Origin of the sequence: Serratia sp. EWG9, from assembly GCF_019913725.1 — a bacterium.
GTDB classification, from domain to species: domain Bacteria; phylum Pseudomonadota; class Gammaproteobacteria; order Enterobacterales; family Enterobacteriaceae; genus Serratia; species Serratia ureilytica.
Genome location: NZ_JADNRO010000009.1, coordinates 103,199 through 129,850, shown reverse-complemented (window position 1 = coordinate 129,850; position 26,652 = coordinate 103,199). Strand labels below are relative to the sequence as shown.

24 protein-coding genes are annotated in these 26,652 nt (G+C 60.9%); 17 read left to right on the top strand and 7 right to left on the bottom strand.

Annotation, left to right across the window (positions count from 1 at the left end):
- The first annotated feature begins 15 nt into the window (after positions 1-15).
- From ITX55_RS18995 to fetB, 4 genes are all read left to right on the top strand, one after another.
- Positions 16-1,125, top strand: a complete 1,110-nt coding sequence (locus ITX55_RS18995) for an FKBP-type peptidyl-prolyl cis-trans isomerase N-terminal domain-containing protein (protein WP_223524390.1) — start codon at positions 16-18, stop codon at positions 1,123-1,125.
- 37 nt (positions 1,126-1,162) lie between these two features.
- Positions 1,163-1,450 carry a FaeA/PapI family transcriptional regulator gene (locus ITX55_RS18990; RefSeq protein ID WP_033645326.1) on the top strand — a complete coding sequence of 96 codons (288 nt, stop codon included), beginning with the start codon at positions 1,163-1,165 and terminating at the stop codon, positions 1,448-1,450.
- Positions 1,451-1,639: 189 nt separating this feature from the next.
- A complete protein-coding gene (gene fetA, locus ITX55_RS18985) occupies positions 1,640-2,317 on the top strand; it encodes an iron ABC transporter ATP-binding protein FetA (protein WP_033645325.1) in 678 nt (225 codons plus the stop codon).
- On the top strand, positions 2,304-3,077 hold the full coding sequence (gene fetB / locus ITX55_RS18980) for an iron export ABC transporter permease subunit FetB (protein ID WP_033645324.1): 774 nt from the start codon (positions 2,304-2,306) through the stop codon (positions 3,075-3,077). Before fetA ends, fetB begins: the two co-directional genes overlap by 14 nt.
- Positions 3,078-3,113: 36 nt before the next feature.
- On the opposite strand, the gene ITX55_RS18975 is transcribed toward fetB, so the two are convergent.
- The gene (locus ITX55_RS18975) at positions 3,114-3,950 is read right to left on the bottom strand and encodes a TIM barrel protein (protein WP_108682160.1); all 837 of its coding nucleotides are present in this window, start codon (positions 3,948-3,950) and stop codon (positions 3,114-3,116) included.
- 31 nt (positions 3,951-3,981) lie between these two features.
- Positions 3,982-5,424, bottom strand: a complete 1,443-nt coding sequence (locus tag ITX55_RS18970; RefSeq protein WP_108682158.1) for a sugar porter family MFS transporter — start codon at positions 5,422-5,424, stop codon at positions 3,982-3,984.
- 556 nt (positions 5,425-5,980) lie between these two features.
- On the opposite strand from ITX55_RS18970, the gene ITX55_RS18965 reads away from it, so the two are divergent.
- Together ITX55_RS18965 and iolB are read left to right on the top strand one after the other, a co-directional pair.
- The gene (locus ITX55_RS18965; RefSeq protein WP_046687940.1) at positions 5,981-7,486 is read left to right on the top strand and encodes a CoA-acylating methylmalonate-semialdehyde dehydrogenase; all 1,506 of its coding nucleotides are present in this window, start codon (positions 5,981-5,983) and stop codon (positions 7,484-7,486) included.
- Positions 7,487-7,563: 77 nt separating this feature from the next.
- The gene (iolB, locus tag ITX55_RS18960; RefSeq protein ID WP_060660156.1) at positions 7,564-8,385 is read left to right on the top strand and encodes a 5-deoxy-glucuronate isomerase; all 822 of its coding nucleotides are present in this window, start codon (positions 7,564-7,566) and stop codon (positions 8,383-8,385) included.
- Positions 8,386-8,423: 38 nt separating this feature from the next.
- Here the strand turns inward: iolB and ITX55_RS18955 are convergent, their stop codons facing one another.
- Together ITX55_RS18955 and iolC are read right to left on the bottom strand one after the other, a co-directional pair.
- The gene (locus ITX55_RS18955) at positions 8,424-9,260 is read right to left on the bottom strand and encodes a MurR/RpiR family transcriptional regulator (RefSeq protein WP_004930856.1); all 837 of its coding nucleotides are present in this window, start codon (positions 9,258-9,260) and stop codon (positions 8,424-8,426) included.
- 203 nt (positions 9,261-9,463) lie between these two features.
- Complete coding sequence (gene iolC / locus ITX55_RS18950) at positions 9,464-11,395, bottom strand: 5-dehydro-2-deoxygluconokinase (protein WP_108682156.1); 1,932 nt, start codon at positions 11,393-11,395, stop codon at positions 9,464-9,466.
- Positions 11,396-11,941: 546 nt separating this feature from the next.
- Here iolC and iolD point away from each other — a divergent pair.
- From iolD to iolE, 4 genes are read left to right on the top strand one after another with little or no spacing between them, the layout of a single operon-like run.
- The gene (gene iolD / locus ITX55_RS18945; protein WP_033651763.1) at positions 11,942-13,882 is read left to right on the top strand and encodes a 3D-(3,5/4)-trihydroxycyclohexane-1,2-dione acylhydrolase (decyclizing); all 1,941 of its coding nucleotides are present in this window, start codon (positions 11,942-11,944) and stop codon (positions 13,880-13,882) included.
- Between the two features lie 41 nt (positions 13,883-13,923).
- Positions 13,924-14,946 (top strand): Gfo/Idh/MocA family protein, encoded by a 1,023-nt coding sequence (locus ITX55_RS18940; protein ID WP_042785519.1) that lies wholly within the window; start codon positions 13,924-13,926, stop codon positions 14,944-14,946.
- Between the two features lie 31 nt (positions 14,947-14,977).
- Entirely contained in the window at positions 14,978-15,862 is an 885-nt protein-coding gene (locus ITX55_RS18935; protein ID WP_033651761.1) for a sugar phosphate isomerase/epimerase family protein, read from the top strand.
- 59 nt (positions 15,863-15,921) lie between these two features.
- Positions 15,922-16,818, top strand: a complete 897-nt coding sequence (gene iolE, locus ITX55_RS18930) for a myo-inosose-2 dehydratase (RefSeq protein ID WP_033645315.1) — start codon at positions 15,922-15,924, stop codon at positions 16,816-16,818.
- 60 nt (positions 16,819-16,878) lie between these two features.
- On the opposite strand, the gene ITX55_RS18925 is transcribed toward iolE, so the two are convergent.
- Together ITX55_RS18925 and ITX55_RS18920 are read right to left on the bottom strand one after the other, a co-directional pair.
- Positions 16,879-18,060 carry a P1 family peptidase gene (locus tag ITX55_RS18925; protein WP_089192447.1) on the bottom strand — a complete coding sequence of 394 codons (1,182 nt, stop codon included), beginning with the start codon at positions 18,058-18,060 and terminating at the stop codon, positions 16,879-16,881.
- The gene (locus ITX55_RS18920) at positions 18,053-18,568 is read right to left on the bottom strand and encodes a GNAT family N-acetyltransferase (protein WP_033651759.1); all 516 of its coding nucleotides are present in this window, start codon (positions 18,566-18,568) and stop codon (positions 18,053-18,055) included. The genes ITX55_RS18925 and ITX55_RS18920 overlap by 8 nt, the downstream gene beginning before the upstream one ends.
- 389 nt (positions 18,569-18,957) lie before the next feature.
- On the opposite strand from ITX55_RS18920, the gene ITX55_RS18915 reads away from it, so the two are divergent.
- The 4 genes from ITX55_RS18915 (at position 18,958) to gntK (ending at position 23,229) form a co-directional block, all read left to right on the top strand.
- A complete protein-coding gene (locus ITX55_RS18915) occupies positions 18,958-19,653 on the top strand; it encodes a pirin family protein (protein WP_033651758.1) in 696 nt (231 codons plus the stop codon).
- Positions 19,654-19,947: 294 nt separating this feature from the next.
- Positions 19,948-20,943: a gluconate operon transcriptional repressor GntR gene (gene gntR / locus ITX55_RS18910; protein ID WP_004930833.1), complete on the top strand. Its 996-nt coding sequence runs from the start codon at positions 19,948-19,950 to the stop codon at positions 20,941-20,943.
- Between the two features lie 340 nt (positions 20,944-21,283).
- Positions 21,284-22,600, top strand: coding sequence for a gluconate transporter (gntT, locus tag ITX55_RS18905; RefSeq protein WP_004930830.1), 1,317 nt, complete (start codon positions 21,284-21,286; stop codon positions 22,598-22,600).
- A gap of 101 nt (positions 22,601-22,701) precedes the next feature.
- Positions 22,702-23,229, top strand: a complete 528-nt coding sequence (gene gntK / locus ITX55_RS18900; RefSeq protein ID WP_046687937.1) for a gluconokinase — start codon at positions 22,702-22,704, stop codon at positions 23,227-23,229.
- 30 nt (positions 23,230-23,259) lie between these two features.
- Here the strand turns inward: gntK and ITX55_RS18895 are convergent, their stop codons facing one another.
- Positions 23,260-23,853, bottom strand: a complete 594-nt coding sequence (locus tag ITX55_RS18895) for a YhgN family NAAT transporter (protein ID WP_025159894.1) — start codon at positions 23,851-23,853, stop codon at positions 23,260-23,262.
- 394 nt (positions 23,854-24,247) lie between these two features.
- On the opposite strand from ITX55_RS18895, the gene asd reads away from it, so the two are divergent.
- The 3 genes from asd (at position 24,248) to ITX55_RS18880 (ending at position 26,638) form a co-directional block, all read left to right on the top strand.
- On the top strand, positions 24,248-25,351 hold the full coding sequence (gene asd, locus ITX55_RS18890; protein ID WP_016930397.1) for an aspartate-semialdehyde dehydrogenase: 1,104 nt from the start codon (positions 24,248-24,250) through the stop codon (positions 25,349-25,351).
- Between the two features lie 157 nt (positions 25,352-25,508).
- Positions 25,509-26,339, top strand: coding sequence for an RNase A-like domain-containing protein (locus ITX55_RS18885; protein WP_047026502.1), 831 nt, complete (start codon positions 25,509-25,511; stop codon positions 26,337-26,339).
- An 8-nt stretch (positions 26,340-26,347) separates the two neighbouring features.
- A complete protein-coding gene (locus ITX55_RS18880) occupies positions 26,348-26,638 on the top strand; it encodes a contact-dependent growth inhibition system immunity protein (RefSeq protein ID WP_033645311.1) in 291 nt (96 codons plus the stop codon).
- The last annotated feature ends 14 nt before the right edge of the window (positions 26,639-26,652 follow it).

Genomic DNA, 26,652 nt, shown 5'->3' with positions numbered 1-26,652 from the left:
GCGCAAAGATGGGCGATGGGGCTTTGGCTGTTGGCGCTGAGCGGTGCCGTTTGCGCCGCTGACGACGGCATTCCCGCCCTGTTGAAGTTTGCCGAACAGCGGCAGGCTCCACCGGCCGCGCTCAAGGAGGAAACCGCGCGTAAACCGGCGCCCGCACCGGCCGCCAAACCGGCCGCCGTCGCGGGGGCAGACGGCGCTCGTTTAACTTCTCTGAAGCACTCTGTACAACAGCAGGCGGAGAAAATCCGTCAGCTGGAGCGCCAGTTGGCGGCGGCTCAGGCCGCCGCGGCGCCGAAAAGCGCGCGGACCGATGTCGATATTCGGCCGCTGGCCGATGCCCTGAAGGCGTTGCGGCAGGCCGTTGCGCCGTTGCCTGAGGTCACCGCGCTGGCCGCTTCGCTCACGCGGGCCGAACAGCGCAGCGCAAGCTTGACGGCGCAGTTGGCACAGCAACGGCAGCGGGTAGACGCCTTGCTGGCTGAGCGGCGGCAGGCGGCTGAGGCCCCGGTGCTGGCCAGCGAGGCGGACAAGCAGGCGTATGCCGCCGGCGTATCGCTGGGGCGCGATATTTTGCATCTGCAACAGGAGAACCGGCGTGCGGGACTGGAGGCGGATCGGCGGCTTTTGCTGGCGGGCATCGCCGATACCCTGGCCGGGCGCTTGCGGCTGGATGAGGCCGCCATCGACAGCGCGCTGCGCACGGCGCAGCAACGTTTGCAGCAGACGCAACAGACACAGGCTCCCCCTCCGGACGGCAAGGCCTATCTGGCCGATTTCGCCCGCCAGGAGGGAGTCAAGCAAGATGCGCTCGGTTTCTACTACCGGGTGGACTATGCCGGCAGCGGTGCGATCGGCGCCGACGATCGGGTGGATATCGTGGTGCGCGAAAGCCTGACCGACGGCCGGGTGATCAAAGACATGGAGCTGGCGGGAACGGTGATCTCGCAGCCATTGACGCGCTATCCGCCGCTGTTTCGCGCGGCTATCGAGAAGCTGCAGCGCCACGGCTCGATCACGCTGGTGGTGCCGCCGGCGCTGGCGTACGGCAAGCAGGGCAGCCCGCCGGCGATCCCTCCGGACGCCACCATGATTTATACCCTGCGCATCGCTGACGTGCAGTCGTGAGCGGGGAGCTCAGCAGTAACCACTCAGGAGGAATGCTATGGCCAAGGCGCCGAAAACGTTTGAAAGCAGAAAATCGCTGATGCTGAATGTGTTGCAAGGATTGTGCAGGGATCGTGTGGAAGGCTCCGGCGGCCATCATCCCCCGCCGGAGCAATGGCCGAAGACCCGCGAGCTGGCGGATAAATGCGGTGAAAACATTTATACCACCCGCACCCTGCTGCTGGCGCTGGAAAAGGAGGGCAAGGTCCGCTGCACCCACCGCAGCATCAACAATTCTCTACGCTGGTACAGCTGCGACGAACAGGCAGCGATAAAAAAAGAGTGATTCGACCCTGACGGTCGCTTTTGACTATCTTACAGCTAAACATTAATTAATCTTATTATTTGGCGGGGCGTTTCGCTCCGCCAATCCTCCTCTCCGCTTTCCGCCCTCCGCGCAGGCATTGCTAAGATGTTTTTTGCGACCATATACTTATCGCTCAGACGGGAACAGGTGTAGGGAGCCGGCATCGTAATGAAGGAAAAGAAAGACATACTGAGATTGGATGATATTCATTATCAAATAGACCGCCAGGTGATCCTGGACTCCGTCTCTTTCACGTTGGGTGAGGGCGAGTTCAAACTGATCACCGGGCCTTCCGGCTGCGGAAAAAGCACGCTGCTGAAAATCATCTCTTCCTTAATGAATCCGACCAGCGGAAGCCTCTATTTCGACGGCCAGGCGATCGACGAGATGTCGCCGGAGGCGTATCGCAAGCAGGTCTCTTATTGCTTCCAGACGCCGGCGCTGTTCGGCAATACGGTTTACGACAATCTGGCGCTGCCGTATCAGATCCGCCAGGAACCGCCGGCCGAGCGAAAAATGAAGGCCGATCTGGCGCGTTTCGGCCTGCCGGAGGCGATGCTGACGAAAAGCATCAATGAACTGTCCGGCGGGGAGAAGCAGCGCGTGTCCCTGATCCGCAACCTGCAGTTTATGCCGCGGGTGCTGTTGCTCGATGAGATCACCAGCGCGTTGGACGAGGAAAATAAGCGCAACGTCAACGAAATCGTGCATCAGCTGGTGGCGGAACACCGGCTGGCGGTGCTGTGGGTGACGCACGATACCGAAGAGATAGCGCATGCGGACGAGGTGATCACCCTGCGCGCGCACGGCGCCGAGCCACAGGAGCAACAGCATGAATCAGCATAATATCACCAACGAATCCTTGGGCTTGTCGATGGTGCTGGTGGTGGTCGCCATCCTGATCAGCCACCGGGAAAAGCTGGCGCTGGAAAAGGACATCATCTGGAGCATCTGCCGCGCGGTGGTGCAGCTGATCATCGTCGGCTACGTGCTGAAGTATATTTTCGACCTGGATAACGCCGTTCTCACCGTGTTGATGGTGCTGTTCATCTGCTTTAACGCGGCCTACAACGCCAAGAAACGCAGCAAGTACGTCGAACACGCGTTCGTGACGTCGTTTATCGCCATCACCACCGGCGCGGTGCTGACGCTGGCGGTGCTGGTATTGACCGGCTCCATCGAATTTACGCCGATGCAGGTGATCCCCATCTCCGGGATGATCGCCGGCAACGCCATGGTGGCGGTGGGGCTGTGCTATACCAACCTCGGCCAGCGTTTCAAAAGCGAGCAGCAGAAGATTCAGGAGATGCTCAGCCTGGGGGCGACGCCCAAGTTCGCGTCGGCGGCGCTGATCCGCGACAGCATCCGCGCTTCGCTGATCCCGACCGTCGACTCGGCGAAAACCGTCGGGCTGGTCAGCCTGCCGGGCATGATGTCCGGGCTGATCTTCGCCGGCATCGATCCGGTGAAAGCGATCAAATATCAGATTATGGTGACCTTCATGCTGCTTTCCACCGCCAGCCTGTCGACCATCATCGCCTGCTATCTGGCCTACCGTAAGTTTTACAATGAGCGCCATCAGCTGGTGGTCGGCAACCTGAAGTAACGCCATGAAAAACGGCCTCCGCGGAGGCCGTTTTGTTTACCCTTGCAGCAGGGCGATGCTCTGGCGGATTTCCCGTTCGATATCCGCCTCGCTCCAGCGGTCCAGCTGTGAAGAGAACGGTTCGAAAGCATAGACGCCGGTGTAGCCCAGGCGTTCCAGGTTCTGCACCTGGCGGCGGCTCTCCAGCCGATCGCCCTCGCTCAGCATGATGCGCTCTTCGTCGCTCAGCGCGCTTTTATCCCGCCCGTCCTCCACGCCGGACAGATGCACCAGGCCGATCTGCGCCACCTGGATCTGCGCGTCGAAGTCGGCCTGCGCCACATCGCTCAGATAGTGGTGGAACGTATCGAGCACGATGCGGTACGGCGCGCCCGAGTCGCGGATAAGCGCCTGGGTCAGCAGCGACGATCGCAGCGAGCTGATGCCGAAGCCCAGCGGTTCGACGTATCCCTGTACGCCATAGCGGGCAAACAGCGGCGCCAGCAGCCGCAACGCCGCGAGGGTGTCGTCCCGTTTTTGCTGCTCGCTGCGCGTGTCGTCGGCGCTGCAGTGCGGGCACAGCACCAACGCCCGGCTGCGGATGGCCTGCGCCTGCGCCAGCATCGCTTCGGCGCGCTGCTGCAGCACCGCCGGGTCATCCATCAGATTGAACCTGCCGAGGGCGTTGATCGTGACGATCTCGATGCCGTATTGCGCGGCGAGCGCGTTGAGCTGCGCGTCGCTCAGATCGTCGGTCACCTTGCCGCTGGGCATGTCGTTGCGCAGCTCAACTTTGCTGAGCCCGCAGCGTTTCACCAGGCGGAAAAAACGGTCCAGATCGAGATTCGGTGCGATCTTGCGGTTAATGCAGAAGCGGTCCAGCGCAATGTTCATGGGCATGACTCCAGCGGTCAGGGTTGAGAGATCAGGATTTGCCGTTTTCCAGCGGCAGCGGCTTGCCGTCGGTCTGGGATTGGCGGTGGCGTTTGGCCAACACCACCTGCTCCATTTTTTCCAGCGAGACGCCTTTGGTTTCCGGAATATAGCGGCCGATGAACCAGTAGCTGAACAGACAGCAGGCGGCGAAGATCCACATCGGGAAGGCGCCGTGGAAATGCGAGAACAGGTAAGGGTGATCGTTGATCATCGGGAACGACTGCGACACCGCGAAGTTGGCGACCCACATGCAGCCGACGGCGATGCTCATCCCCTGCGCGCGCATGCGGTTCGGGAAGATCTCCGACACCAGCACCCAAGCGCCGACGCCCCAGGAGAGCGCATAAAACACCATGAAGAACAGCATGCCGAACAGCGCGAAATAGCCGGTGGCCTGGGTGTAGAGCGCGTACGAGGTGAGCAGCAGGCCGGCGATGGCGCCCAGCGTGCCGTAACGCATCAACGGAATGCGGCCCATGCGATCCATCAGCATGGCGCCGATGACCGAACCGACCAGCTGCAGCACGCCGATCCAGATGGTCTGGAACAGCGCTTCCTGCGCGTTTTCGGTGACGGTTTTCAGCACCACCGGCGCGTAGTACATCATCACGTTGACGCCGGTGACCTGCTGCAACATGGCGATCATACAGCCAACGAACAGGATGAACCGCACCCGCACATCGCCGTAGTTCAGCTTCCGGTGCTGCTGCTGTTGATCCTGCTGCAGCGAGTCTTTGATTTCTTTCAGCAGATTCTGCGCGTGGGCGGCGTTGGAGACTTTGGTCAACATCGCCAGCGCCTGATCGTCGCGGCCCATCATCACGTTCCAGCGCGGCGATTCAGGAATGACGAACACCAGGATGCAGAACAGAATGCAGGGGATCACGCCTGAGGCGAACATCCAGCGCCAGCCCATTTCCACCAGCCAGGCTTCGCTGGCGAGGCTGGCGATTTTGAAGTTGACGTAGAAAATCACGATCTGACCGAAGACGATGGCGAACTGCTGCATGCTGAGCGCCCGCCCGCGCATGTCTTTCGGCGACACTTCCGACATGTACATCGGCGACACGGTGGCGGCGATGCCGACCGCCAGCCCGCCGATGATGCGGTAAATGACGAACCAGGTGAAGGTCGGGGCCAATGCGGCGCCGACGGCGGACACGGTGAACAGCAGCGCCGCCAGCATCAGCGCCTTTTTACGGCCCCAGCGCGCCGCCAGCGGCCCGGCGGCGAAGGCGCCGATCACGCAACCGATCACCACGTTGGAGACGGCCCAGCCGGTTTCGGCCGGGCTGAGATTGAAATAGGTTTTCAACGCTTCGATCGCGCCGGAGATCACGGCGGTGTCGTAGCCGAACAGAATGCCGCCCAGGGCGGCGATGCCGCAAATTCGCAATATGTAACCGGTATTGTGCTTACGCTGATATGACATGTGTTGCTCCGATTTTTATCCTGGCTTCCGTCCGCACGGTTGGGGTGTCGGGAAGAGGGCGAGCGGAAGGGTGTGAACCGTGCCTGTCATCAAGGCGATGTCGTTGATAAATGCTGGAACAAACAAGAACATTTATTTCATAATTAGTGAATAATGGAATATTGATTTTTAGATCCAGTTCAAAAAAAACCGTCGCGAGCGATCCGGGCGCCTTGGGCGCTCGGAGGGAGGCGGTAACGGCCGCAGGTCAGGCGCAGTGCGGATTTTCTGTAGCAAAGTCAGTGTGCATTAGCGATGGACTCTCCTGCGAAACCGCGCCTTGATTGGCGCGATAATGAAAGCGCCAACCCGATCGACACCGCAAAATTGCGACCTCACGCACTAAAAATAAATTTTTCAAAACAATTTATTTGAAACTTTTTTTTCAATGCAATAGAGTTTGCTGCATCCGGTCAGGATGTAGCCGGCTTGCCGACGGGGTTTGGCGAGCGGGACGATTAACGCCGCGCCGCCTGGGTGTGGCCAGGCGACAGCGGACTTGAAAAGAGGGCGTGACATGAAAACCGTGGGTAACTTTATTGACGGGCAGGTGTGCCTGAGCAGCAGCAATCAGACCGTCGACGTGCACAACCCGGCCAGCGGGCAGGTTGAGCGGCGCGTCACGCAGAGCACCGCCGCCGAAGTCAAGCAGGCCATCGACGTGGCCCACCGGGCGTTCGCCGACTGGTCGCGCACTACGCCGCTGCGCCGCGCGCGCATCATGTTCAATTTCAAGGCGCTGCTGGAACAGCACCGCGACGAGCTGGCCGAGCTTATCGTCAGCGAGCACGGCAAAGTGTATTCGGATGCGCTGGGCGAACTGACGCGCGGCATGGAAGTGGTCGAATTCGCCTGCGGCATCCCGCATCTGATCAAAGGCGAGTACTCGCCGGACGTCGGCAGCGGCGTCGACAGCTTCTCGCTGATGCAGCCGCTGGGCGTGGTGGCGGGCATTACTCCGTTCAACTTCCCGGCGATGGTGCCGATGTGGATGTTCCCCATCGCGCTGGCCTGCGGCAACACCTTCGTCCTCAAGCCGCCGGCGCTGGTGCCTTCGGCCTCGGTGCGCCTGGCGGAACTGTTGAAGGAAGCCGGTTTGCCGGACGGCGTGTTCAACGTGGTGCACTGCGCCAATGAAGATGCGGCGCAGCTGTGTACCGATCCGCGCATTCAGGCGGTGAGCTTCGTCGGCTCCTCCACCGTGGCGGAACATATCTATACCACCGCCAGCGCGCACGGCAAGCGGGTGCAGGCCTTCGGCGCGGCGAAGAACCAGGCGATCGTCATGCCGGACGCCGATCTGGACGCCACGGTCAACGCGCTGATGGGCGGCGCGTTCGGCTCTGCCGGCGAGCGCTGCATGGCGTTGCCGATCGCCGTGGTGGTTGGTGACGACACTGCCGATAAACTGATCGCCAAACTGAAGCCGCTGATCGCGCAGCTGCGCGTCGGGCCGGGCTTGCAGCAGGGCGGCGAAGAGAATGAAATGGGGCCGCTGGTGTCGTCCGCTCACCAGAAAAAGGTGCTGGGCTACATCGATTTGGGCGTGGAAGAAGGCGCCACCCTGGTGGCCGACGGCCGCAACTATCAGGTGCCGGGCTATCCTGAAGGCTACTACGTCGGCGGCACGCTGTTCGACCATGTGACGCCGAACATGCGCATCTACCGCGAAGAGATTTTTGGGCCGGTGCTGGGCATCGTACGGGTGCCGGACTACCGCACCGCCATCGACACGGTGAACGGCCATGAATTCGGCAACGGCAGCGCCATCTTCACCGGCAGCGGCCACTATGCGCGCCAGTTCGTGCAAGACGTGCAGGCCGGAATGGTCGGCGTCAACGTGCCGGTGCCGGTGCCGATGGCGTTCCACAGCTTCGGCGGCTGGAAGCGCTCGGTGTTCGGCGCGTTGAACGTGCACGGCACCGACGGCGTGCGCTTCTACACGCGCATGAAGACCGCCACCGCGCGCTGGCCGGCCGGGCAGCAGACGGTGTCCGAATTCAGCATGCCGACGCTGGGCTAAGCGCTTTCACACTCAGGCCAGGCCGTTGCTCCTTCGGAGCAACGGCCTTTGCACTGCGAGTTAACAGGAGAATCGAAATGTCTTCACTGCTTGCCAAATGTCAGACGCCGAACGCCGAGGGGCGTATCCAGCACGTGACGCCGGAAAATGCCGGTTGGCGCTATGTCGGCTTTGACGTTTACCGCCTGGCTGCCGGGCAGTCGCTGCAGCTGGAATGCGGCGACAAGGAACTGTGTCTGGTGCTGGTGGCCGGTATCGCCTCCGTCGCCACGCGGCGCGCCGAATACCCGCATATCGGCAAACGCATGAGTCCGTTCGAACGTACGCCGCCTTACGCGGTGTATGTGCCGCACCACGATCGCATCGACGTGCGGGCAGAAACCGATGTGGAGCTGGCGGTGTGCAGCGCGCCCGGCGGCGGCCACCTGCCTTCACGGCTGATCACGCCGGCGGATATCGGCGTGGAGCGGCGCGGCAAGGGGCGCAACCAGCGGCTGGTGCACAACATTCTGCCGGACAGCGAGCCGGCCGACAGTCTGCTGGTGGTGGAGGTTTACACCGACGAGGGCAACACCAGCTCCTATCCGAGCCACAAGCACGATCAAGAAGACTCGCCGGACGAAACCTATCTGGAAGAGACGTACTATCACCGCATTCAGCCGGAGCAAGGGTTCTGCATGCAGCGCGTCTATACCGACGACCGCACGCTCGACGAGTGCATGCCGGTCTACAATCGCGACGTGGTGAAAGTGCCGCGCGGTTATCACCCGGTGGCGACCCTGGCGGGTTACGACAACTATTACCTCAACGTGATGGCCGGGCCGGTGCGGCAGTGGAAGTTCACCTGGGAAAAAGACCACGCCTGGATTAACGGCGACGGCTACCCCGCCGCGCAATAGGCGCTTGAGGCCCGGCTTGCCGGGCTTTTTTGTCAGCTTTACTCGTCCCGGGCGTTATTCAGCGCCAGCGAGACCGCCAGCGTCTGCGCCAGGCACATCGAAGCCACCTGCGAGCGGAACCCGTCCACCTGCGCTTCGCGCACCACGAAACAGACGTCGCTGAAGGCGGCCAGCGGGCTGACCTGGCTGTCGGTGATGGCGATCTGCTGCGCGCCGCGCTTGGCGCCCAATTCCACCAGTTCCACCGCCTCGCGGGCGTACGGCGAATAGCTGATGGCGATCACTACGTCCTTCGGTTTCACCATGCTCAGCTGTTCGGTGAACATTCCGCCCAGGCCGTCGATCAGAAACGCGCGGCGCTCCAGATGGCGCAGCGCATAGGTGAGGTAGGAAGCGACGCTGAACGAGCGGCGCAGGCCGATCACGTAGATGTTTTCGGCGTTGTTGAGCAGCTCAACGGCGCGATCCAGCTGCTCGGGGGCGATTTGCATCGCCAGTTGCTGCAGCGCCTGCGCGTTGACCATGGTGAATACGTTGAGAATCTCCGCCGGTTTCTCCGGCGCGACGTTGTCGTCGGTGGAGGTTTGGCGGAACAGACGCGCGCGCTCGGTATAGTTCACCGTCTCTTCCATCAGATGCTGACGGAACACCTGCTTCATTTCGTTGAAGCCGCTGAAGCCGAAGGCGTTGGCGAAACGGATCAGCGTGGAGGGCGGCACGCTGGCCTGTGCGGCGATGGAGGCAACGGTATCGAAAGCGATGCTGTTACTGTTATCCAAAATGTAGCGCGCCACCTGCTTCAAACGCTTGCTCAGCGTTTCATAACGGTGGCGGATCTCGTCCTGTAACAGCGAAAGTTGAGTTGGGTTGTTCATCCATTCGGCTCGCAGTGGGGTGAAGGCGCATTGGCCTGACGCCTGAAATATTGACAGGGTATTTTAACAGACGGAGCGGAAATTTCATTTCCTCAAAAAGCGATTTATTCGATCGCACATTGCGCGACTTCACAGAAAATGGGCAAAAAAATCCCCTTAAAGCGGCGAAATGGCCTTAAGGGGACGTGAACCTGCTGTTGCTGTCAGTGCGCGCCGCCCGCCTGCGGACGGTACTGGCGCCAGAAACCGATCAGCGTCAGGTATTTTTGTTTCACCTGCTCGATCAGGGCCGCGTCGTCGATTTCCCCCTGTAGCCAGCGGCGCGAAGGTTGGCCGAAAATGGTGCGGCCGACGGCGAAACCTTTCACCCAGCGCGCATCTGCGGCGGCGGCAAAGCCCGCCTTCAGCACCGCCTCCGGGGAGTCGAGCCCCAGGATCAGCACGCCGCGGCAGTCGGGATCGCAGGCGTCGATCAGCGCGCCGACCCGCTGCCAGTTTTCCGCGCTCAGCGGCGGCAGTTTCCACCAGTCCGGCTGAATGCCCAACTGGTAGAAGTGTTCAATCATCTCCAGGTAATAGCGCTCGTCCTTGTCGGCGTTGCTGTCCGGCAGGATCACCTCCAGCAGCAGTTCGTGACCGGATTTGCAGCAGCCGCGGTAGACGTCGGCGATCAGCGCATCCTGTTCGCGGCGCAGTTCCGCCGCGTCGTGCGGGTGATAAAACACCAGGCACTTCACCACGTGCTCCTGCGGCCAGTCGATCAATTGCGAACCGATATTGCCGTGCTCCAGGCGCAGCGGGCGCGAGCTGGGCAGCTCCACCGGCCGGCCGATCCACCATCCCTGGCCGGTGATCTCGTTCAGCGCCGCCTGCCCGTAGGTGGTGTCGGCCAGAATGCCGCTGTTGCCGTTGAGGCCGGCCTGCGCGGCGGCCTGTCGCGCCGCAGTGAGCAGCAGGGTCTTCAGACGCGGGATGCGTTCCTCGCCGACGCCGGCTTCGCGCGCCATGTCCGCCAGCTGCTTGCGGTGATCGAAGGCGAACACGCACAGTTCCGGCCACTGTTGCTTGCGGGTGGTGACCCGGTGCAGGTGGTTCAGGCGCGCGTCGCGGTCCGGGCGCGTGACCTGTTGTTCACGCTGCAGGTAGTTGTCCAGCTCCCGTTTGGTCGGCATGGCCGGCGCGCAGCCGTGGCGCGAGACCACCAATGCGCCGCAGGCGTTGGCGTAGCGGCAGGACTGATCCCAACCCTCATCGTTCAGATAGCCGCGCAGCAGACCGGACATAAAGGCGTCGCCGGCCCCCAGCACGTTCAGCACCTCCACCCGCACGCCGGCGTGCAGCTTCACCTGCGCCCAGTCGTCGGCGATGTCATCTTCGAACACCGAGCAGCCCTGCGCGCCGCGCTTGCACACCAGCGTGGCCGCGGTCGTCCGGCGCACGTTTTTCAGCGCCGTCAGCGTATCGGTGCTGCCGCCGGCGATATGAAATTCCTCTTCGGTGCCGACGATCAGATCGAATTGGTGCAGCACTTCCTGCAGCTCGCGGGTCACCTGTGCCGATTCCACAAAGCGGGTTTCGCCGTCGCCCAGCGACGTCAGCCCCCACAGCACCGGGCGATAATCGATGTCGAGCGCGGTGCGCAAACCGTGGCGGCGCGCGTATTCCAGCGCCTTCAACACGGCGGCGCGGGTGTTCGGGTGCGACAGGTGCGTGCCGGTGATGGCCAGCGCGCGCGCGCTGGCGATGTAGGTTTCGTCGATGTCGTCCGGCGTCAGCGCCATGTCCGCGCAGTTTTCGCGGTAGAAGATCAGCGGGAAGGTTTCCTGATCCTTGATGCCGAGGATCACCAGGCCAGTTAACCGGTGTTTGTCGGTGATCAGACAGCGGGTATCGGCCCCGACGCGCTGCAGCTCTTCACGCAGAAAGCGGCCCATGTGTTCATCGCCGACGCGGGCCAGCATGCCGGATTTCAACCCCTGAATGGCGGTGCCGTAGGCCACGTTGCCGGAAGAGCCGCCGAGGTATTTGGCGAATGTGCCGGCGTCTTCCAGACGCGCGCCGATCTGCTGAGCATAGAAATCGACGGCGATGCGCCCGAGACAAATGACATCAAGCTGTTTTTCTTGTGTAGCCATACCCGTTTCCTTCTGTTTAAGCAAAACTCCGGCGGCGGCCCGAGCGTGGCGCCTTGCAGGAAGCATGGGAACAGTATGGGGAATGAAAATTTCAATTTCAATATGGAATGAAATTTACACCCCAAAAATGTGATGCGTTTAAAACATCGACGGAGGAGCGGAAAAAGCGGATTAAGTCGCCATGAGAGGGTGGCGGAGGGCGTGCGGCAAAGAGGCGCCGGGGCAGGATGAAAGACGGTCGCCCTGAGTGCTGATGGGGTTCCCCGGCCGGTGCGCGGCGCTAAGCCGGTAAAGGCCAAACCACGAGATGAAACGGGCTTTTCATCTAATATGCGATCTTTATCGCAAAATGAAATGTTTCTTCTGTAATGTGATTTTATGAAAAATATATTTGTTTATAATCGCTTCACGTTTCAGGTTGTCGACTTCGTGAGCAGCGGGCATCGCCTGCTCAAGATAATAGCTGCCGCCGCGTAACACAAACACGGGATTGTCGGCTCGGAGCGAGCCCTTTCCGGGGCGGCCCTCAATCTAAAGGGTGAGTAAATGGGCAAGATCAGGCTAACCATGGCGCAGGCGCTCGTCAGATTTCTCGATAACCAGTATCTGCTGGCCGACGGGGTGGAAACCAAATTCGTCGCGGGCATTTTCGCGATTTTCGGCCACGGCAACGTACTGGGGTTGGGGCAAGCGCTGGAACAGGATAGTGGCGATCTGCGGGTGCACCAGGGCCGTAACGAACAGGGGATGGCCCACGCGGCGATCGGCTTCGCCAAGCAGAAATTGCGCCGGCAGATTTACGCCTGCACCTCCTCGGTCGGCCCCGGTGCCGCCAATATGATCACCGCCGCGGCTACCGCCACCGCCAACCGCATCCCTTTATTGCTGCTGCCGGGCGACGTTTACGCTTCCCGCCAGCCGGACCCGGTGCTGCAGCAAATCGAACAGTCTTACGATCTCAGCATCAGCACCAACGACGCGTTCCGCGCGGTGAGCAAGTACTGGGACCGCATCGTGCGGCCGGAGCAGCTGATGAGCGCCTGCATCAACGCGATGCGCGTGCTGACCGATCCGGCGGAAACCGGCGCGGTGACGCTGTGTCTGCCGCAGGACGTGCAGGGGGAAGCCTACGACTACCCCGACTATTTCTTCCAAAAACGCGTGCACCGGCTCGATCGCCGCCCGGCGACCGATGGCATGTTGGCGGACGCCTTGGCGCTGCTGACGGCCAAACGCAAACCGCTGCTGGTGTGCGGCGGCGGCGTGAAGTACTCGCAGGCCGGGCGGGCGCTGCGCGAATTCGCCGAGCGCTTCGGCATTCCGTTCGCCGAAACCCAGGCCGGCAAAGGCGCGGTGCCGAGCGATCATGAATTCAACCTCGGCGGCATCGGCGAAACCGGCTGCCTGGCGGCCAACACGCTGGCTCGACAGGCCGATCTGGTGATTGGCGTCGGCACCCGTTACACCGATTTCACCACCTCGTCCAAATGGCTGTTTCAACATCCGGACGTCAGCTTCCTCAATATCAACGTCAGCGCCTTTGACGCCGGCAAGCTCGACGGCGTGCAGGTGCTGGCGGACGCCCGCGAGGGCCTGAGCGAACTGAGCGCGCTGCTGGCGCAGGCTGATTATCGCGCCGGCTGGGGCGACGCCATCGCCGCTGCGCGCGGCGCCCAGCGTGAAGAGACCGAGCGGGTTTACGCGGTGGAATACAGCGGCGCAGGCTTTGTGCCGGAAATAGACGATCACCTCGATCGCGAACGGGTGTTCGCCGAATTTATCGCGCAGACCGACTCGGCGATGACGCAAAGCCGGGTGCTGGGGGTGCTGAACCGCGAGCTGCCGCCGGACAGCGTGATCGTGGCCGCCGCCGGCAGCCTGCCGGGCGACCTGCAGCGGGTGTGGCACAACCATGGCGAGCACGGTTACCACGTGGAATACGGCTACTCCTGCATGGGGTACGAGGTGAACGCCGCATTGGGGGTCAAGCTGGCCGAGCCGCAGCGCGAGGTGTACGCGATGGTGGGCGACGGCGCCTTCATGATGCTCCATTCCGAGCTGGTCACTTCGATTCAGGAAGGCTGCAAGATCAACGTGGTGCTGTTTGACAACATGACCAACGGCTGCATCAACAACCTGCAGATGGAACACGGCATGGACAGTTACACCACCGAATTCCGCTTCCGTAATCCAGAGGGCGGCAAGCTCGACGGCAAACTGGTGCCGGTCGATTTCGCCATGCTGGCGGCGGCTTACGGCTGCAAAACCTATCGCGTCACCACCGAGCAGCAGCTGCTCGACGCGCTGGCCGACGCCCGCAGGCAAACCGTGTCCACGCTGCTCGACATCAAAGTGCTGCCGAAGACCATGGTGCACAAGTACCTCAGCTGGTGGCGCGTGGGCGGCGCTCAGGTGGCCGACAGCGAGAAAATCGTCGCAGTGGCGCGCAAGCTGCAGGAAAACATCGATAAGGCGCGCGATTACTGATTCGTTTTCGAACACAACACACTTTCCAGAGGGTAGCGAAAATGACTTTGAACATTGGGGTTATCGGCACCGGCGCCATCGGCCGCGATCATATCCGTCGCTGCAGCAAAGTTTTGCAGGGCGCCCGCGTCGTGGCGGTGAACGACATCAATCGCGACAACGCCGCCAAGGCGGTGAACGATCTGCAGCTGGATGCGCGGGTGTATGACAGCGGCCACGATCTGATCAAGGCCGCCGACGTGCAGGCGGTGCTGGTCACCTCCTGGGGGCCGAGCCACGAAGAATTCGTGCTGGCGGCCATCGCCGCCGGCAAACCGGTGTTCTGCGAGAAACCGCTGGCGGTGACCGCGCAGGGCTGCAAAAACATCGTCGATGCCGAAGCGAAGCACGGCAAGCGGCTGGTGCAGGTCGGCTTTATGCGCCCCTATGACCAGGGCTATCGCGCGCTGAAACAGGTGCTGACCAGCGGCCAGATCGGCGAACCGCTGATGTTGCACTGCGCGCACCGCAACCCGACGGTCGGCGAGGCTTACACCACCGATATGGCGATCACCGACACCCTGATCCACGAAATCGACGTGCTGCGCTGGCTGCTCGACGACGACTATGTGTCGGTGCAGGTGGTGTTCCCGCGCAAGAGCCCGAAGGCGTTCCCGCATCTGAAAGATCCGCAGATTGTGCTGTTCGAAACCGCCAAAGGCACCCGCATCGACGTCGAGATTTTCGTCAACTGCCAGTACGGCTACGACATTCAGTGTGAAGTGGTGGGGGAAACCGGCATCGCCAAACTGCCGGAGCCGTCCTCGGTGCAGCTGCGCAGCGGCGCCCGCCTGTCGACCGAAATCCTGACCGACTGGAAGGATCGCTTTATCGACGCCTATGACGTCGAGCTGCAGGGGTTCATCAACGACGTGGCCGCGGGCCAACTGACCGGGCCTTCTGCCTGGGACGGCTACGCCGCCGCCGTGACCGCCGACGCCTGCGTTGCGGCCCAGCTCAGCGGCGAGATCGTACCGGTGACCCTGCCGGCGCGCCCGGCGTTTTACAACAAGCCATCGGCTTGAACCCCGTACCCACGATTGCAGAGGAGTGACCATGAAGATCGCTTTTGATGTCGACGTTATCCGGGATTTGGGCGTGACCAAAATGGTTCAGCAGGTGGCGGACTGGGGCTATAAGTACATCGAGCAGTCGCCGCACCCGCAGATCAACCCGTTTTACAAGCATCCGAAGGCCAGCCGCGAAATCATGGCGGAGTATAAAAACGCCCTGAAAGCGACCGGCGTGGAAATATCCTCATTTATCGTGGTGTATCGCTGGTCCGGGCCAGGGGAAGATCGCCGCCAGGCGGCGGTCAAAAACTGGCGACGGATGATCGAAATCGCGGTGGAGATGGGCGTGCAGGTGATCAACACCGAGTTGGCCGGCAACCCCAACGAGCCGGAGATCTGTGAGGAGCTGTGGTATCGCTCGATGGAGGAGCTGCTGCCGATCGTCGAGCGTGAGGGCATCCGTATGGAGATCCAGTCGCATCCGTGGGACTTCTGTGAGCTGAGCAACGAAACCGCCGATCTGGTGAAATCGCTGCGCAGCGACCACGTCAAATACCTCTACAGCGTGCCGCACACCTTCTACTACGACAAGGGTCAGGGCGACGTGGCCGGCATGCTGAAGTACGCCGGGGACGATCTTTCCCACGTGCTGATCGCCGACACCATGAACCACACCAAGCACTGCCGCTATATCGTCAACCCGCCGGGCGTTGACGCCGCGGTGCACCAGCATGTCGGCATCGGCGAAGGCGAGGTGAATTTCGACGCCCTGTTCCAGACGCTGCGCGACATGGAATTCGCCAACCGCAACTTCAAGGTCGGTGGCGAATCGATCATCTGTACCTCGCTGTTCGGCTATCCGGAAAAGATGCCGAGCCAGGCGGTGGCGACCAGAGAGCGCATCGAAAGAGAGCTGTTGGGCAACTAATCTTATTCGGCTCGCCGGCGGCGTTTGCACCGGCGGCCCTCCAAGGACCGAGGCAGACCATGAATAAAGACAACGTGAAATTGGCCATTGCGCCGATCGGCTGGACCAACGACGACATGCCCGATCTGGGCAAGGAAAACACCTTTCAGCAGTGCGTCAGCGAAATGGCGCTGGCCGGCTTCACCGGCAGCGAAGTGGGCAGCAAATATCCGCGCGATCCGGCGGTGCTGAAGCCGATGCTGGATATTCGCGGCATCCAGATCTGCAACGCCTGGTTCAGCACCTTTTTCGCCGATGGTCAGAAAGACAAAACCATCGATGAATTTATCAACCACATGAATTTCCTGCATGCCATGGGCGCCAGGGTGATCGGCTGTTCCGAACAGAGCAAGAGCATTCAGGGCACCACCAAAGGGGTGTTCGAAGAGAAGCCGTACTTCAGCGATGAAGAGTGGCGGCGGGTGGCCGACGGTTACAACGAGCTGGCGAAGATCGCTGCCGGCAAAGGCATGCAGGTGTGTCTGCACCACCACATGGGCACCGGCATTCAGACCACCGCCGAAATCGATCGCTACATGAGTATGGTCAACGACGACGTCTACCTGCTGTTCGATACCGGCCACGCCTACTATTCGGAAGGCAGCCAGCAGGCGATGATGGCGATCCTGGAGAAGTATCTGCCGCGCATCAACCACGTCCATCTGAAGGACGTACGCGATGAGGTGGTGGCGGAAGTGAAGGCCAACAAGCTGAGCTTCCTCGACGGCGTGAAGAAGGGCACCTTTACCGTGCCGGGTGATGGCGTGATCGACTTCAGGCCGGTGTTCAAGCTGCTGGACGAGCGCGGTTACAAGGGATGGATGGTGGTGGAAGCCGAGCAGGATCCGGCGCTGGCCAACCCGTTCGAGTATGCGGTGAAAGCGCGCCGCTATATTCGGGAAACCGCCGGCATTTAAGCGGTAAGGGGCAATAAAACTCGAGGGGCGCCGCCAGCGCCCCTTTTTGATGGCGGCGCGTTAGCCGCCGAGCGTTCGCCAGGTGGCAACCTGGCTGCCCGGCCACGGCGTGGCGGCGTATACGCCCCGGGCGATCGCCCGAGCCAGGGTGTCCGCCGCCAGCGCGCCGATCTGCAGCACTGCCAGTTCGCGGCTGCCCTGTACCTCGCGCTGCCCGGTGGACAGGGCGAACACCACGTCGCCGTCAAACGGGCTGTGCAGCGGGCGAATAGCGCGCGCCATGCCGTCTTGCGCCATGATGGCCACCCGTTTCAACTCCACGCGCGTCAGCGCCAGATCGGTGGCGATGCAGGCCAGGGTGGTGTTCTTTCTGCCGCCCTGCGGCTCTTGCACCATCCAGTCTTCACCCTGAGCGCGCAGTTGCGCCTGCGCCGCCGCGCCGCCGTTGCCGAATTCACCGTCAATTTCATAGGGCGTCGCCCAGAAAGCGCGGGTGCCGGGCGCTACCACCGCACCCAGGCTGTTGACCGCCACCAGCGCGCCGACGGTAGCGCCGTTGGCGGCGACGATAGACGCCGAACCGAGGCCGCCTTTCAGCTTGCCCATGCCGGTCATGGCGCCGTAGCCGGCGCCGACGGTGCCCAGCGGAAAGTCCAATCCAGCCTTGCCGACCGCGTCGATGCCCAACTGGCGATACGGCGGCGTGAGCTGCCAGTTTTTGTCACCGCCGTTGGCCAGATCGTACAGGCAGGCGGTGGGCACGATCGGGGAGACCGGCACGCCGGGCGCTGGGCGCAGCGCGTAGCCTCTGCCCTGTTGCCCCAGCCAGGCCGCGACGCCGTCCGCCGCCGCCAGGCCGTAAACTGAACCGCCGCTGAACGTCAGCGCATCGATGGTTTGCACCAGATTGTCTTCGCCCAAGGCGTCGGTTTCCCGGGTGGCGGGGCCGCCGCCGCGCACGTCCACGGCGGCCATCGCCGGGCTGTCCGGCAGGATCACCGTCGCGCCGGTGCGCACCCGGCTGTCCTGCGCCACGCCGACCTTCAGGCCCGGCACATCGGTAATCAGGTTGCGGGCGCCAGGGCGCCCGGTGGCGGAAGTTGGCATAGCGGCACCTAATGGGGTGAGGGGAGAGAACATGCCGGCGGCGGCGGTCAGGCCGGCCAGCGCTTGTAAAAAAGTTCGGCGGTTGATGTTAAGGGGCCGGCGCAGCGGCTCCTGCGGGGGGATGAGATCACGCATCTGCGCGTGGCTGCCCGGAGCGCAGACGCGCCATATGGTAGGCATCGACCAGCACGCCGTCGCGCATGGCATAGGCACGGCTGGTGCCCTCTATCTCAAAGCCGAATTTGCGGTACAGCGCGATGGCCGCCGGGTTATCGGTGAACACCGTCAGTTCGATGCGCTCGATGGCCGCCCAGTTGTCGCACAGGTCGAGCATCGCCTGCATCAGGCGGCTGCCGACGCCTTTACCGTGGTAGCGCGGATCGACGCCGATGCCGAAGGTGGCGACGTGGCGGCGGCGAACGCGCTGATTCAGCATCACAACCAACTGGCCGGCAAGCTGCCCGTCGATGATGGCGGCCAGGTTATGCGTGCCCGGTTCGGGATTGGCGAGGCGCTTCTGCCAGGACTCGACGGACGGTAGCGGGAGCTGCAGCGTATCGCGGTAGACGGGCGTCTGAGAATAAAGATGATGCAGGGCCTGCGCATCCGTTGTTTCCACGTGGCGTATCACGATCTCGCTCATCTCGCTGCTCCTGTCGCTTACCGGTTGAATAACCTCTGAATTTATCCGTTTACTGCCTTGAGTCAATATTATTTAAACGGGTCAAAAAAAAACGCTTTACAGGTGCGAATGATAATGATTATTATTGCGATGCGTTCCGGGGAGGGCATCAACCCTTGATACTCTCGCTGCGAAGGCACGACATTGCTCACATTGCTTCCAGTGTTTACTTAGCCAGCTCGGGTGCTGGCTTTTTTTTGCCATTTTTCAGTCGTTCCCGCTTTCAACAAATCCGCTGCCCATCCGCCGTTTCATTTCATCGAAATTTTTGAACAGAGGCATGAGTTTTTTACGCTTTCTTATTCTGCTGGCAGGACTAGACTGTAAAAAAACATTGAGGAGAGTTGAATATGATTTATGTACGTAAAGCGGAAGACCGCGGCCACGCCAATCATGGCTGGCTGGATAGCTGGCACACCTTCTCATTTGCCGATTACTACGATCCGAACTTTATGGGGTTCTCGGCGCTGCGGGTGATCAACGAAGATGTGATCGACGCAGGGCAGGGTTTCGGTACCCACCCGCATAAAGACATGGAAATCCTGACCTACGTGCTGAGCGGCACGGTGGAACACCAGGACAGCATGGGCAACAAGGAGCAGATCCAGGCCGGCGAATTCCAGATCATGAGTGCGGGCACCGGCGTGCGTCACTCCGAGTACAACGCCAATCAGGATCGTCCGTTGCACCTGTACCAGATTTGGATCATCCCGGATCAGGTCGGGCTGGAGCCGCGCTACGAACAGCGCATGTTCGACGCGCCGCAGGGCCGTCAGCTGGTGCTGTCGCCGGATGCGCGTGACGGCTCGCTGAAGGTGTTCCAGGACATGACGCTGTCGCGTTGGGCGCTGAATAAAGGTGAGCAGGCGGAATACGCGATCGACGCCGGACGCCGCATTTGGATCCAGGTGGTGCGCGGCAAGGTCTCGGTCAATGGCCAGGCCGCCGGCATCAGCGACGCGTTTGCGGTGTGGGATGAATCGGCGCTGACGATTCAGGCCGACGAAGAGAGCGAAATCCTGCTGTTCGATCTGCCGCCGGTGTGATTAAGCGGTAAATATCAAGGGCTCACGGTGTGAGCCCTTGAAGTGAGTGATTCGCCTGCCGACGTTGCCTGACTTAACGCCGGCAAAACATATAAAAACAAGGAAAATCAATTTATTGATTTTCGGCTGCTCGTCACAAAGGGGGAGAAACCACGCTTTTTCCCCCTTTGTCTGCGTATGAAGGGCTCACGGTGTGAGCCCTTTTTGCGTTGGCCGTCGCATAACCGACAATATCGGCGCGCCGTTTTTTTTGCTAAAATGACTGCCCATTCACGGTTAGTCAGTTCATTGATAATGAAGAAAAAACGGCCGGTACTCCAGGATGTGGCGGACAAGGTGGGCGTGACCAAGATGACGGTGAGCCGTTATCTGCGCAATCCCGACCAGGTTTCCGCCGCCCTGCAGCAAAAAATCGCCGTCGCGCTGGATGAGCTGGGCTACATCCCCAACCGCGCGCCGGACATTCTCTCCAACGCCACCAGCCGGGCGATTGGCGTGCTGTTGCCGTCGCTGACCAACCAGGTGTTCGCCGAAGTGCTGCGCGGCATCGAAAGCGTGACCGACGCGCACAACTACCAGACCATGCTGGCGCACTACGGCTATCTGCCGGAGCGCGAAGAAGAGCGTCTGACCTCGCTGCTGTCTTACAATATCGACGGTTTGATCCTGTCCGAGCGCCACCACACGCCGCGCACCCTGAAGATGATCGAGGTGGCGGGCATTCCGGTGGTAGAGCTGATGGACTGCGTCTCGCCGTGCATCGATCTGGCGGTGGGCTTCAACAACTTCGAGGCGGCGCGCCAGATGACGCAGCAAATCATCGCGCACGGCCACCGTCACGTGGTCTACTTCGGCGCCCGTCAGGATGAACGTACTATCATCAAACAACAGGGGTATGAGCAGGCGATGCGTGAATCCGGCCTGGAGCCGTACAGCATCATGACCGCGCGTTCTTCCTCCTATTCCGCCGGCGGCGAGCTGCTGCGCCAGGCGCAGCGCGATTATCCGCAGATCGACAGTATCTTCTGCACCAACGATGACCTGGCGATCGGCGCGGCCTTCGAGTGCCAGCGACAGGGGCTGTCGATCCCGCAGGACATGGCGATCGCCGGTTTCCACGGCCATGACATAGGTCAGGTGATGGTGCCGAAGCTGGCCAGCGTGTTGACCCCGCGCGAGCGCATGGGGCAGATCGGCGCCGAGCGCCTGCTGGCCCGGCTGCGCGGCGAAACGGTGTGTCCGCGCATGGTGGACGTCGGTTTCACCGTGATCCCAGGCGGCAGCATCTGAGCCATTTTAACGTTCTGTTTTAACACCCTTTCTTTTTGCAGCGCGTCCTGAGGCGCGCTGGTTATCCCGCCTGTAAGCCCGCCGCTCGTTGCCGACATAAGTTTGATCTCTGTCCCAGAACGCGAATTTTAGCCGCTTACCCGGTTCCGAGGATTATGTTGTTACCGGTATCATGATACCGGTAACAACGAGTGGGCGGTCATCTTGCTGCAAGACTGAACCTCTGAATCAACAACACCTACAGCTCTTCTTAAACACCGGGAAAGAGCCTAAAAATAAAACAACCGCACGCTTTACGCCTATCGTAAAGAGAGTCGCGATAAAAGGTTGGAGAAAAACTATGCCATTAGTGATTGTTGCAGGCGGCGTAGCGCTGCTGCTGCTGCTGATGATCCGCTTCAAGCTGAACGGCTTTATCTCTCTGGTTCTGGTTGCTCTGGCGGTCGGGATTGCACAGGGGATGCCGGTCGATAAGGTCATCGGCTCCATCAAGGCCGGCGTGGGCGGCACGCTGGGCAGCCTGGCGCTGATCATGGGCTTCGGCGCCATGCTCGGCAAGCTGCTGGCGGACTGCGGCGGCGCACAGCGCATCGCCACCACGCTGATCGACAAGTTCGGCAGAAAACACATTCAATGGGCGGTGGTGCTGACCGGTTTCACCGTCGGCTTCGCGCTGTTCTACGAAGTGGGCTTCGTGCTGTTGCTGCCGCTGGTGTTCACCATCGCCGCCTCCGCGCGCATTCCGCTGCTGTACGTCGGCGTGCCGATGGCCGCCGCGCTGTCGGTGACTCACGGCTTCCTGCCGCCGCACCCGGGCCCGACCGCTATCGCCACCATCTTCCATGCCGACATGGGTAAAACCCTGTTGTACGGCACGCTGCTGGCGATCCCGACGGTGATCCTGGCCGGCCCGGTCTATGCCCGCTTCCTGAAAGGCATCGACAAGCCGGTGCCGGAAGGCCTGTACAACCCGAAAACCTTTACCGACGCGGAGATGCCGAGCTTTGGCGTCAGCGTCGCCACGTCGCTGGTGCCGGTGATCCTGATGGCGCTGCGCGCGGTCGCTGAAATGGTGCTGCCGAAGGGGCACAGCCTGCTGCGCTTCGCCGAGTTCTTCGGCGACCCGGTGATGGCGACCCTGATCGCCGTGCTGATCGCCATCTTCACCTTCGGCCTGAACCGCGGCCGCACCATGGATGAAGTGATGGGCACCATCACCGATTCGATTAAAATCATCGCCATGATGCTGTTGATCATCGGCGGCGGCGGCGCCTTCAAGCAGGTGCTGGTGGACAGCGGCGTCGAGAAGTACATCGCCGGTCTGATGGAAGGCAGCAACGTTTCGCCGATCCTGATGGCCTGGTCGATCGCCGCCGCGCTGCGTCTGGCGCTGGGGTCCGCCACTGTGGCGGCAATCACCGCCGGCGGCATCGTGGCGCCGCTGATCGCCACTACCGGCGTCAGCCCTGAGCTGATGGTGATTGCGGTCGGTTCCGGCAGCGTTATCTTCTCGCACGTCAACGATCCGGGTTTCTGGCTGTTCAAGGAGTACTTCAACCTGAGCATCATGGAAACCATCAAATCCTGGTCAGTGTTGGAAACCATCATCTCGGTGTGCGGCCTGGTGGGCTGCCTGCTGCTGGCGACGGTCGTATAATCTTTATCCGGCGCCCTGCGGGGCGTCGGCGTTCCAAAGTATCTTTATCAGTCGGGACGCATTTGGCGCGTTTGCGCCAGTTCCCATAAGGGCATGACACAATGAGCAATCCGCAGAATCACGTATTTATCCTGATGGGCGTGTCCGGCAGCGGCAAATCCGCCGTAGCCAGCGCCGTCGCCCGCGAGGCCGATGCCGCCATGCTGGACGGCGATTATCTGCATCCGCGCGCCAACATCAACAAGATGGCTGCCGGGCATGCGCTGGACGACAACGATCGCGCCCCGTGGCTGGCGGCCTTGAACGACGCCATCTTCGCCATGCAACGCACCAATCCCGTGTCGCTGCTGGTCTGCTCGGCGCTGAAGAAAAGCTATCGCGACCGCCTGCGCGAAGGGAATAGCAACCTGCATTTCCTCTACCTGAAAGGCGACAAGGCGGTGATCGAGGAGCGCCTGAAGCAGCGCAAAGGTCACTTCTTCAAACCGCAGATGCTGGTTTCGCAGTTCGCCACGTTGGAAGAGCCGGGCGAGCAGGAGCCGGATGTGCAAGCGATCGACATCAACCAGCCGCTGGACGGCGTGGTCGCCGATACGCTCGCCTATATTCGCCGCGTTACCGCCCGCTGAGCACGGGCCGTTGTCGGCGCCGCCAGGCGCCTACAGCTTCATGTAAGCCCGCACGCCGTCCAGGAACATCTGGGTCGACAGCATCACCAGAATCAGCCCCATCAACCGCTCCAGCGCGCTGACGCCTTTGCTGCCCAGCAGGCGCAGGAACAGGTTCGACATCAGCAAAATGGCCGCAGAGAGGCCCCAGGCGATCAACAGCGCCGCCACCAGATGGGGCAGCTGATGCGGATACTGGTGCGACAGCAGCATCAATGCAGCCAGAATCGACGGCCCGGCCACCAGCGGGATCGCCAGCGGCACCAGGAACGGCTCCTCGCCGGCGGACAGCCCGGAGCTGTTTCCTTCCTGCGAGGGGAAAATCATCTTGATGGCGATCAGAAACAGGATGATGCCGCCGGAAATGGAGACGGTTTCGGTGCGCAGGTTGAGGAACGCCAGAATTTTCTCGCCGGCGAACAGGAAGATCAGCATCAGCAGCAGGGCGATCAGCAGCTCGCGAATCAACACCACGCGGCGGCGGCGCGGTTCCAGGTGTTTGAGCACCGACATGAAAATCGGCAGGTTGCCCAGCGGATCCATAATTAAAAACAGCAATACCGTAGCGGAAATCATCTCTGTCATGGTGCCCTCGTGATTGGGAAAACGCCTCGGCCTTTTCGGCCGCGTCCTTGCCTGTACCCTATGGATTTCAAATTGCAGCTAGGCGCCCAGCGATCGCATCCCCAGGAGCTTACTCAAGTAAGTGACTGGGGTATGACAAATCTGCCGGGAGCAGATTTGAACGCTGCTCGCAGCGGCCCCTTGGGGCGTGGCCCACGGATGGGCCACGTAACTACGTGCAGGCAACAACGCTGCAGTTTGAAAGACGACGGCTATATAAGAAGGATTGCTGAGAAATCCCCAGCCATCGAATAAATTCACTTTGCGCCCGCGCCGACATTTTGTAAGGTGAGGAGATATTGCACACAACTCGTTATCACCTAATAAGCCCTTATCCGGGCGGGACACAGATATCATGAAAAACGTTGGTTTCATCGGTTGGCGCGGAATGGTCGGCTCGGTTCTCATGCAACGCATGACGGAAGAGCGCGATTTCGACGCCATTCGCCCGGTCTTTTTCTCCACCTCGCAGCACGGTTCTGCCGCGCCGGCCTTCGGCGGCCAGCAGGGCACGCTGCAGGATGCCTATGACATCGACGCCCTGAGCGCGCTCGATATCATTATTACCTGTCAGGGCGGCGATTATACCAACGAAGTTTATCCTAAGCTGCGCGCCAGCGGTTGGCAGGGTTACTGGATCGACGCGGCTTCGTCGCTGCGCATGCAGGATGACGCCATCATCATTCTGGATCCGGTCAACCACGCGGTGATCCAGCAGGGCCTGGACAAAGGCATCAAAACCTTCGTCGGCGGCAACTGCACCGTCAGCCTGATGCTGATGTCCCTCGGCGGCCTGTTCGCCAACGATCTGGTGGAGTGGGCGTCGGTCGCCACCTACCAGGCGGCCTCCGGCGGCGGCGCGCGCCACATGCGCGAACTGCTGACCCAAATGGGCATGCTGCACGCCGACGTGGCGAAAGAGCTGCAGGATCCGGCCTCCGCCATTCTGGATATCGAACGCAAGGTGACCGAGGCGACCCGCAGCGGCAAACTGCCGACCGACAACTTCGGCGTGCCGCTGGCCGGCAGCCTGATCCCGTGGATCGACAAACAGCTCGACAACGGCCAGAGCCGCGAAGAGTGGAAAGGCCAGGCGGAGACCAACAAGATCCTCAACACCGGCAGCGTGATCCCGGTCGATGGCCTGTGCGTGCGCGTGGGCGCGCTGCGCTGCCACAGCCAGGCGTTCACCCTGAAGCTGAAAAAAGACGTGTCGCTGCCGGAAATCGAGCAGATGCTGGCGACGCACAACGACTGGGTGCGCGTGATCCCGAACGACCGCGAGCTGACCATGCGCGAACTGACGCCAGCGGCGGTGACCGGCACGCTGAATACGCCGGTCGGCCGTCTGCGCAAGCTGAATATGGGGCCGGAGTACCTGTCGGCGTTCACCGTGGGCGACCAACTGCTGTGGGGCGCGGCCGAGCCGCTGCGCCGCATGCTGCGCATCCTGCTGTAAACCCGCTCGCCAGTTCATCTGTTGTATTTCAAAGCCCGCTTATTGCGGGCTTTTTCATATGAGCGGAGTCATGTCGGTATGGTCTGAATGTGGTTACAAGTTAATCTTCCCTGTGATATTTATAAGCGCATTGGCAACATAGCGCAGGTATAGGGATATGATTTCCAACGAAGGATTGCAGGTCGCGCTTTCACCCGTGCAGCTAGCGGCCGTGATGTCGGATAGCACGGTCACAGAAGGGGAAACCTGGGGTAATCGGCTCATGGGTGGACTGGGTTTAGCGGGGGGAGTCGTCGAACTTCTTGGGGCTGGGGTGATGTGCTATGCGCCTGACCCAACATTGTTAACCAAAGTGGGATGCGTGGTCGTTGGCACTCATAGCATGGATAGCATAAAAACCGCATCAAATCAGATCATTACCGGCCGATCATTGACTACAGACACTTACAAGTCGGCGGTTTTGCTGGCTCAGAGTCTGGGGGCCGACGAAGATATGGCTTACAACGTCGGTTTAACGGTAGATATTGCCGTTCCTTTGGTGTTTGCAACCGCTTTAGGCGCTGTACGCGTGGCTTCCGTTCGGGTGGGGCAATTAAAATTGCTTGAACACGAGTCTATAGCCGGTGCAAAAGGAGGTGGGCACACTATTGCTAAGCATGTTGCTAAAAGTTCAGAAGAGCTGCTGGAGCGCTTGGCAAAGAGTCCTGGTTTACAGTCAGCCTCGACATTTACAGATTTACGTACTGCTGAAGACGCGATTAGTCGGGCGTTGAAAGTGAATAACGCGCTTATTAAGCGCTGGGCGCAACAGCCTACTTCGGCCAACGTGCTTGAACTCACGCATAAGGTGGGTAAAGCGGTTGGTTTTGGCTACAGGCAAGGAAGCACAATTCAATTAACGTCCAACAGCGTGCGGGTTGTCTTGCTAAAGAAAATTTACAACGGTAAGCCGTATTACATTTTAACCGCTTACCCCATTATCAGATAAGGGACCCTATGGGCTTTTCAGTCGCTAATCTCGGTACACTTGTGCGTGTTTTTTTTGGGCAAGATTATGATTTATTTGGAGAGTCTGTAGAAGAGATCCTGGCCTCTTATCGGGAGACGGAAAATACCGCGACAGTGAGAAAAACCGTCGATGAAGCACGAGCGTTGCTGGCGCAATATCCTGAGGAACAACAGCTTGAACTTGCTGTTGCTGAACTTGCTGATGGGGAGTTTGCACCAGCGCCATGGGGATACACGGCGCGATCGTTTCTTGAGAAGGTGATCTCTGCTTTGGAATAGGCGATACCTGCTGC

Coding starts and splice junctions, on each gene's coding strand:
- ITX55_RS18995 (WP_223524390.1), top strand. CDS start 16: ATGGGGCTTTGGCTGTTGGCGCTGAGCGGTGCCGTTTGCGCCGCTGAC.
- ITX55_RS18990 (WP_033645326.1), top strand. CDS start 1,163: ATGGCCAAGGCGCCGAAAACGTTTGAAAGCAGAAAATCGCTGATGCTG.
- fetA (WP_033645325.1), top strand. CDS start 1,640: ATGAAGGAAAAGAAAGACATACTGAGATTGGATGATATTCATTATCAA.
- fetB (WP_033645324.1), top strand. CDS start 2,304: ATGAATCAGCATAATATCACCAACGAATCCTTGGGCTTGTCGATGGTG.
- ITX55_RS18975 (WP_108682160.1), bottom strand. CDS start 3,950: ATGAACATTGCGCTGGACCGCTTCTGCATTAACCGCAAGATCGCACCG.
- ITX55_RS18970 (WP_108682158.1), bottom strand. CDS start 5,424: ATGTCATATCAGCGTAAGCACAATACCGGTTACATATTGCGAATTTGC.
- ITX55_RS18965 (WP_046687940.1), top strand. CDS start 5,981: ATGAAAACCGTGGGTAACTTTATTGACGGGCAGGTGTGCCTGAGCAGC.
- iolB (WP_060660156.1), top strand. CDS start 7,564: ATGTCTTCACTGCTTGCCAAATGTCAGACGCCGAACGCCGAGGGGCGT.
- ITX55_RS18955 (WP_004930856.1), bottom strand. CDS start 9,260: ATGAACAACCCAACTCAACTTTCGCTGTTACAGGACGAGATCCGCCAC.
- iolC (WP_108682156.1), bottom strand. CDS start 11,395: ATGGCTACACAAGAAAAACAGCTTGATGTCATTTGTCTCGGGCGCATC.
- iolD (WP_033651763.1), top strand. CDS start 11,942: ATGGGCAAGATCAGGCTAACCATGGCGCAGGCGCTCGTCAGATTTCTC.
- ITX55_RS18940 (WP_042785519.1), top strand. CDS start 13,924: ATGACTTTGAACATTGGGGTTATCGGCACCGGCGCCATCGGCCGCGAT.
- ITX55_RS18935 (WP_033651761.1), top strand. CDS start 14,978: ATGAAGATCGCTTTTGATGTCGACGTTATCCGGGATTTGGGCGTGACC.
- iolE (WP_033645315.1), top strand. CDS start 15,922: ATGAATAAAGACAACGTGAAATTGGCCATTGCGCCGATCGGCTGGACC.
- ITX55_RS18925 (WP_089192447.1), bottom strand. CDS start 18,060: ATGCGTGATCTCATCCCCCCGCAGGAGCCGCTGCGCCGGCCCCTTAAC.
- ITX55_RS18920 (WP_033651759.1), bottom strand. CDS start 18,568: ATGAGCGAGATCGTGATACGCCACGTGGAAACAACGGATGCGCAGGCC.
- ITX55_RS18915 (WP_033651758.1), top strand. CDS start 18,958: ATGATTTATGTACGTAAAGCGGAAGACCGCGGCCACGCCAATCATGGC.
- gntR (WP_004930833.1), top strand. CDS start 19,948: ATGAAGAAAAAACGGCCGGTACTCCAGGATGTGGCGGACAAGGTGGGC.
- gntT (WP_004930830.1), top strand. CDS start 21,284: ATGCCATTAGTGATTGTTGCAGGCGGCGTAGCGCTGCTGCTGCTGCTG.
- gntK (WP_046687937.1), top strand. CDS start 22,702: ATGAGCAATCCGCAGAATCACGTATTTATCCTGATGGGCGTGTCCGGC.
- ITX55_RS18895 (WP_025159894.1), bottom strand. CDS start 23,853: ATGACAGAGATGATTTCCGCTACGGTATTGCTGTTTTTAATTATGGAT.
- asd (WP_016930397.1), top strand. CDS start 24,248: ATGAAAAACGTTGGTTTCATCGGTTGGCGCGGAATGGTCGGCTCGGTT.
- ITX55_RS18885 (WP_047026502.1), top strand. CDS start 25,509: ATGATTTCCAACGAAGGATTGCAGGTCGCGCTTTCACCCGTGCAGCTA.
- ITX55_RS18880 (WP_033645311.1), top strand. CDS start 26,348: ATGGGCTTTTCAGTCGCTAATCTCGGTACACTTGTGCGTGTTTTTTTT.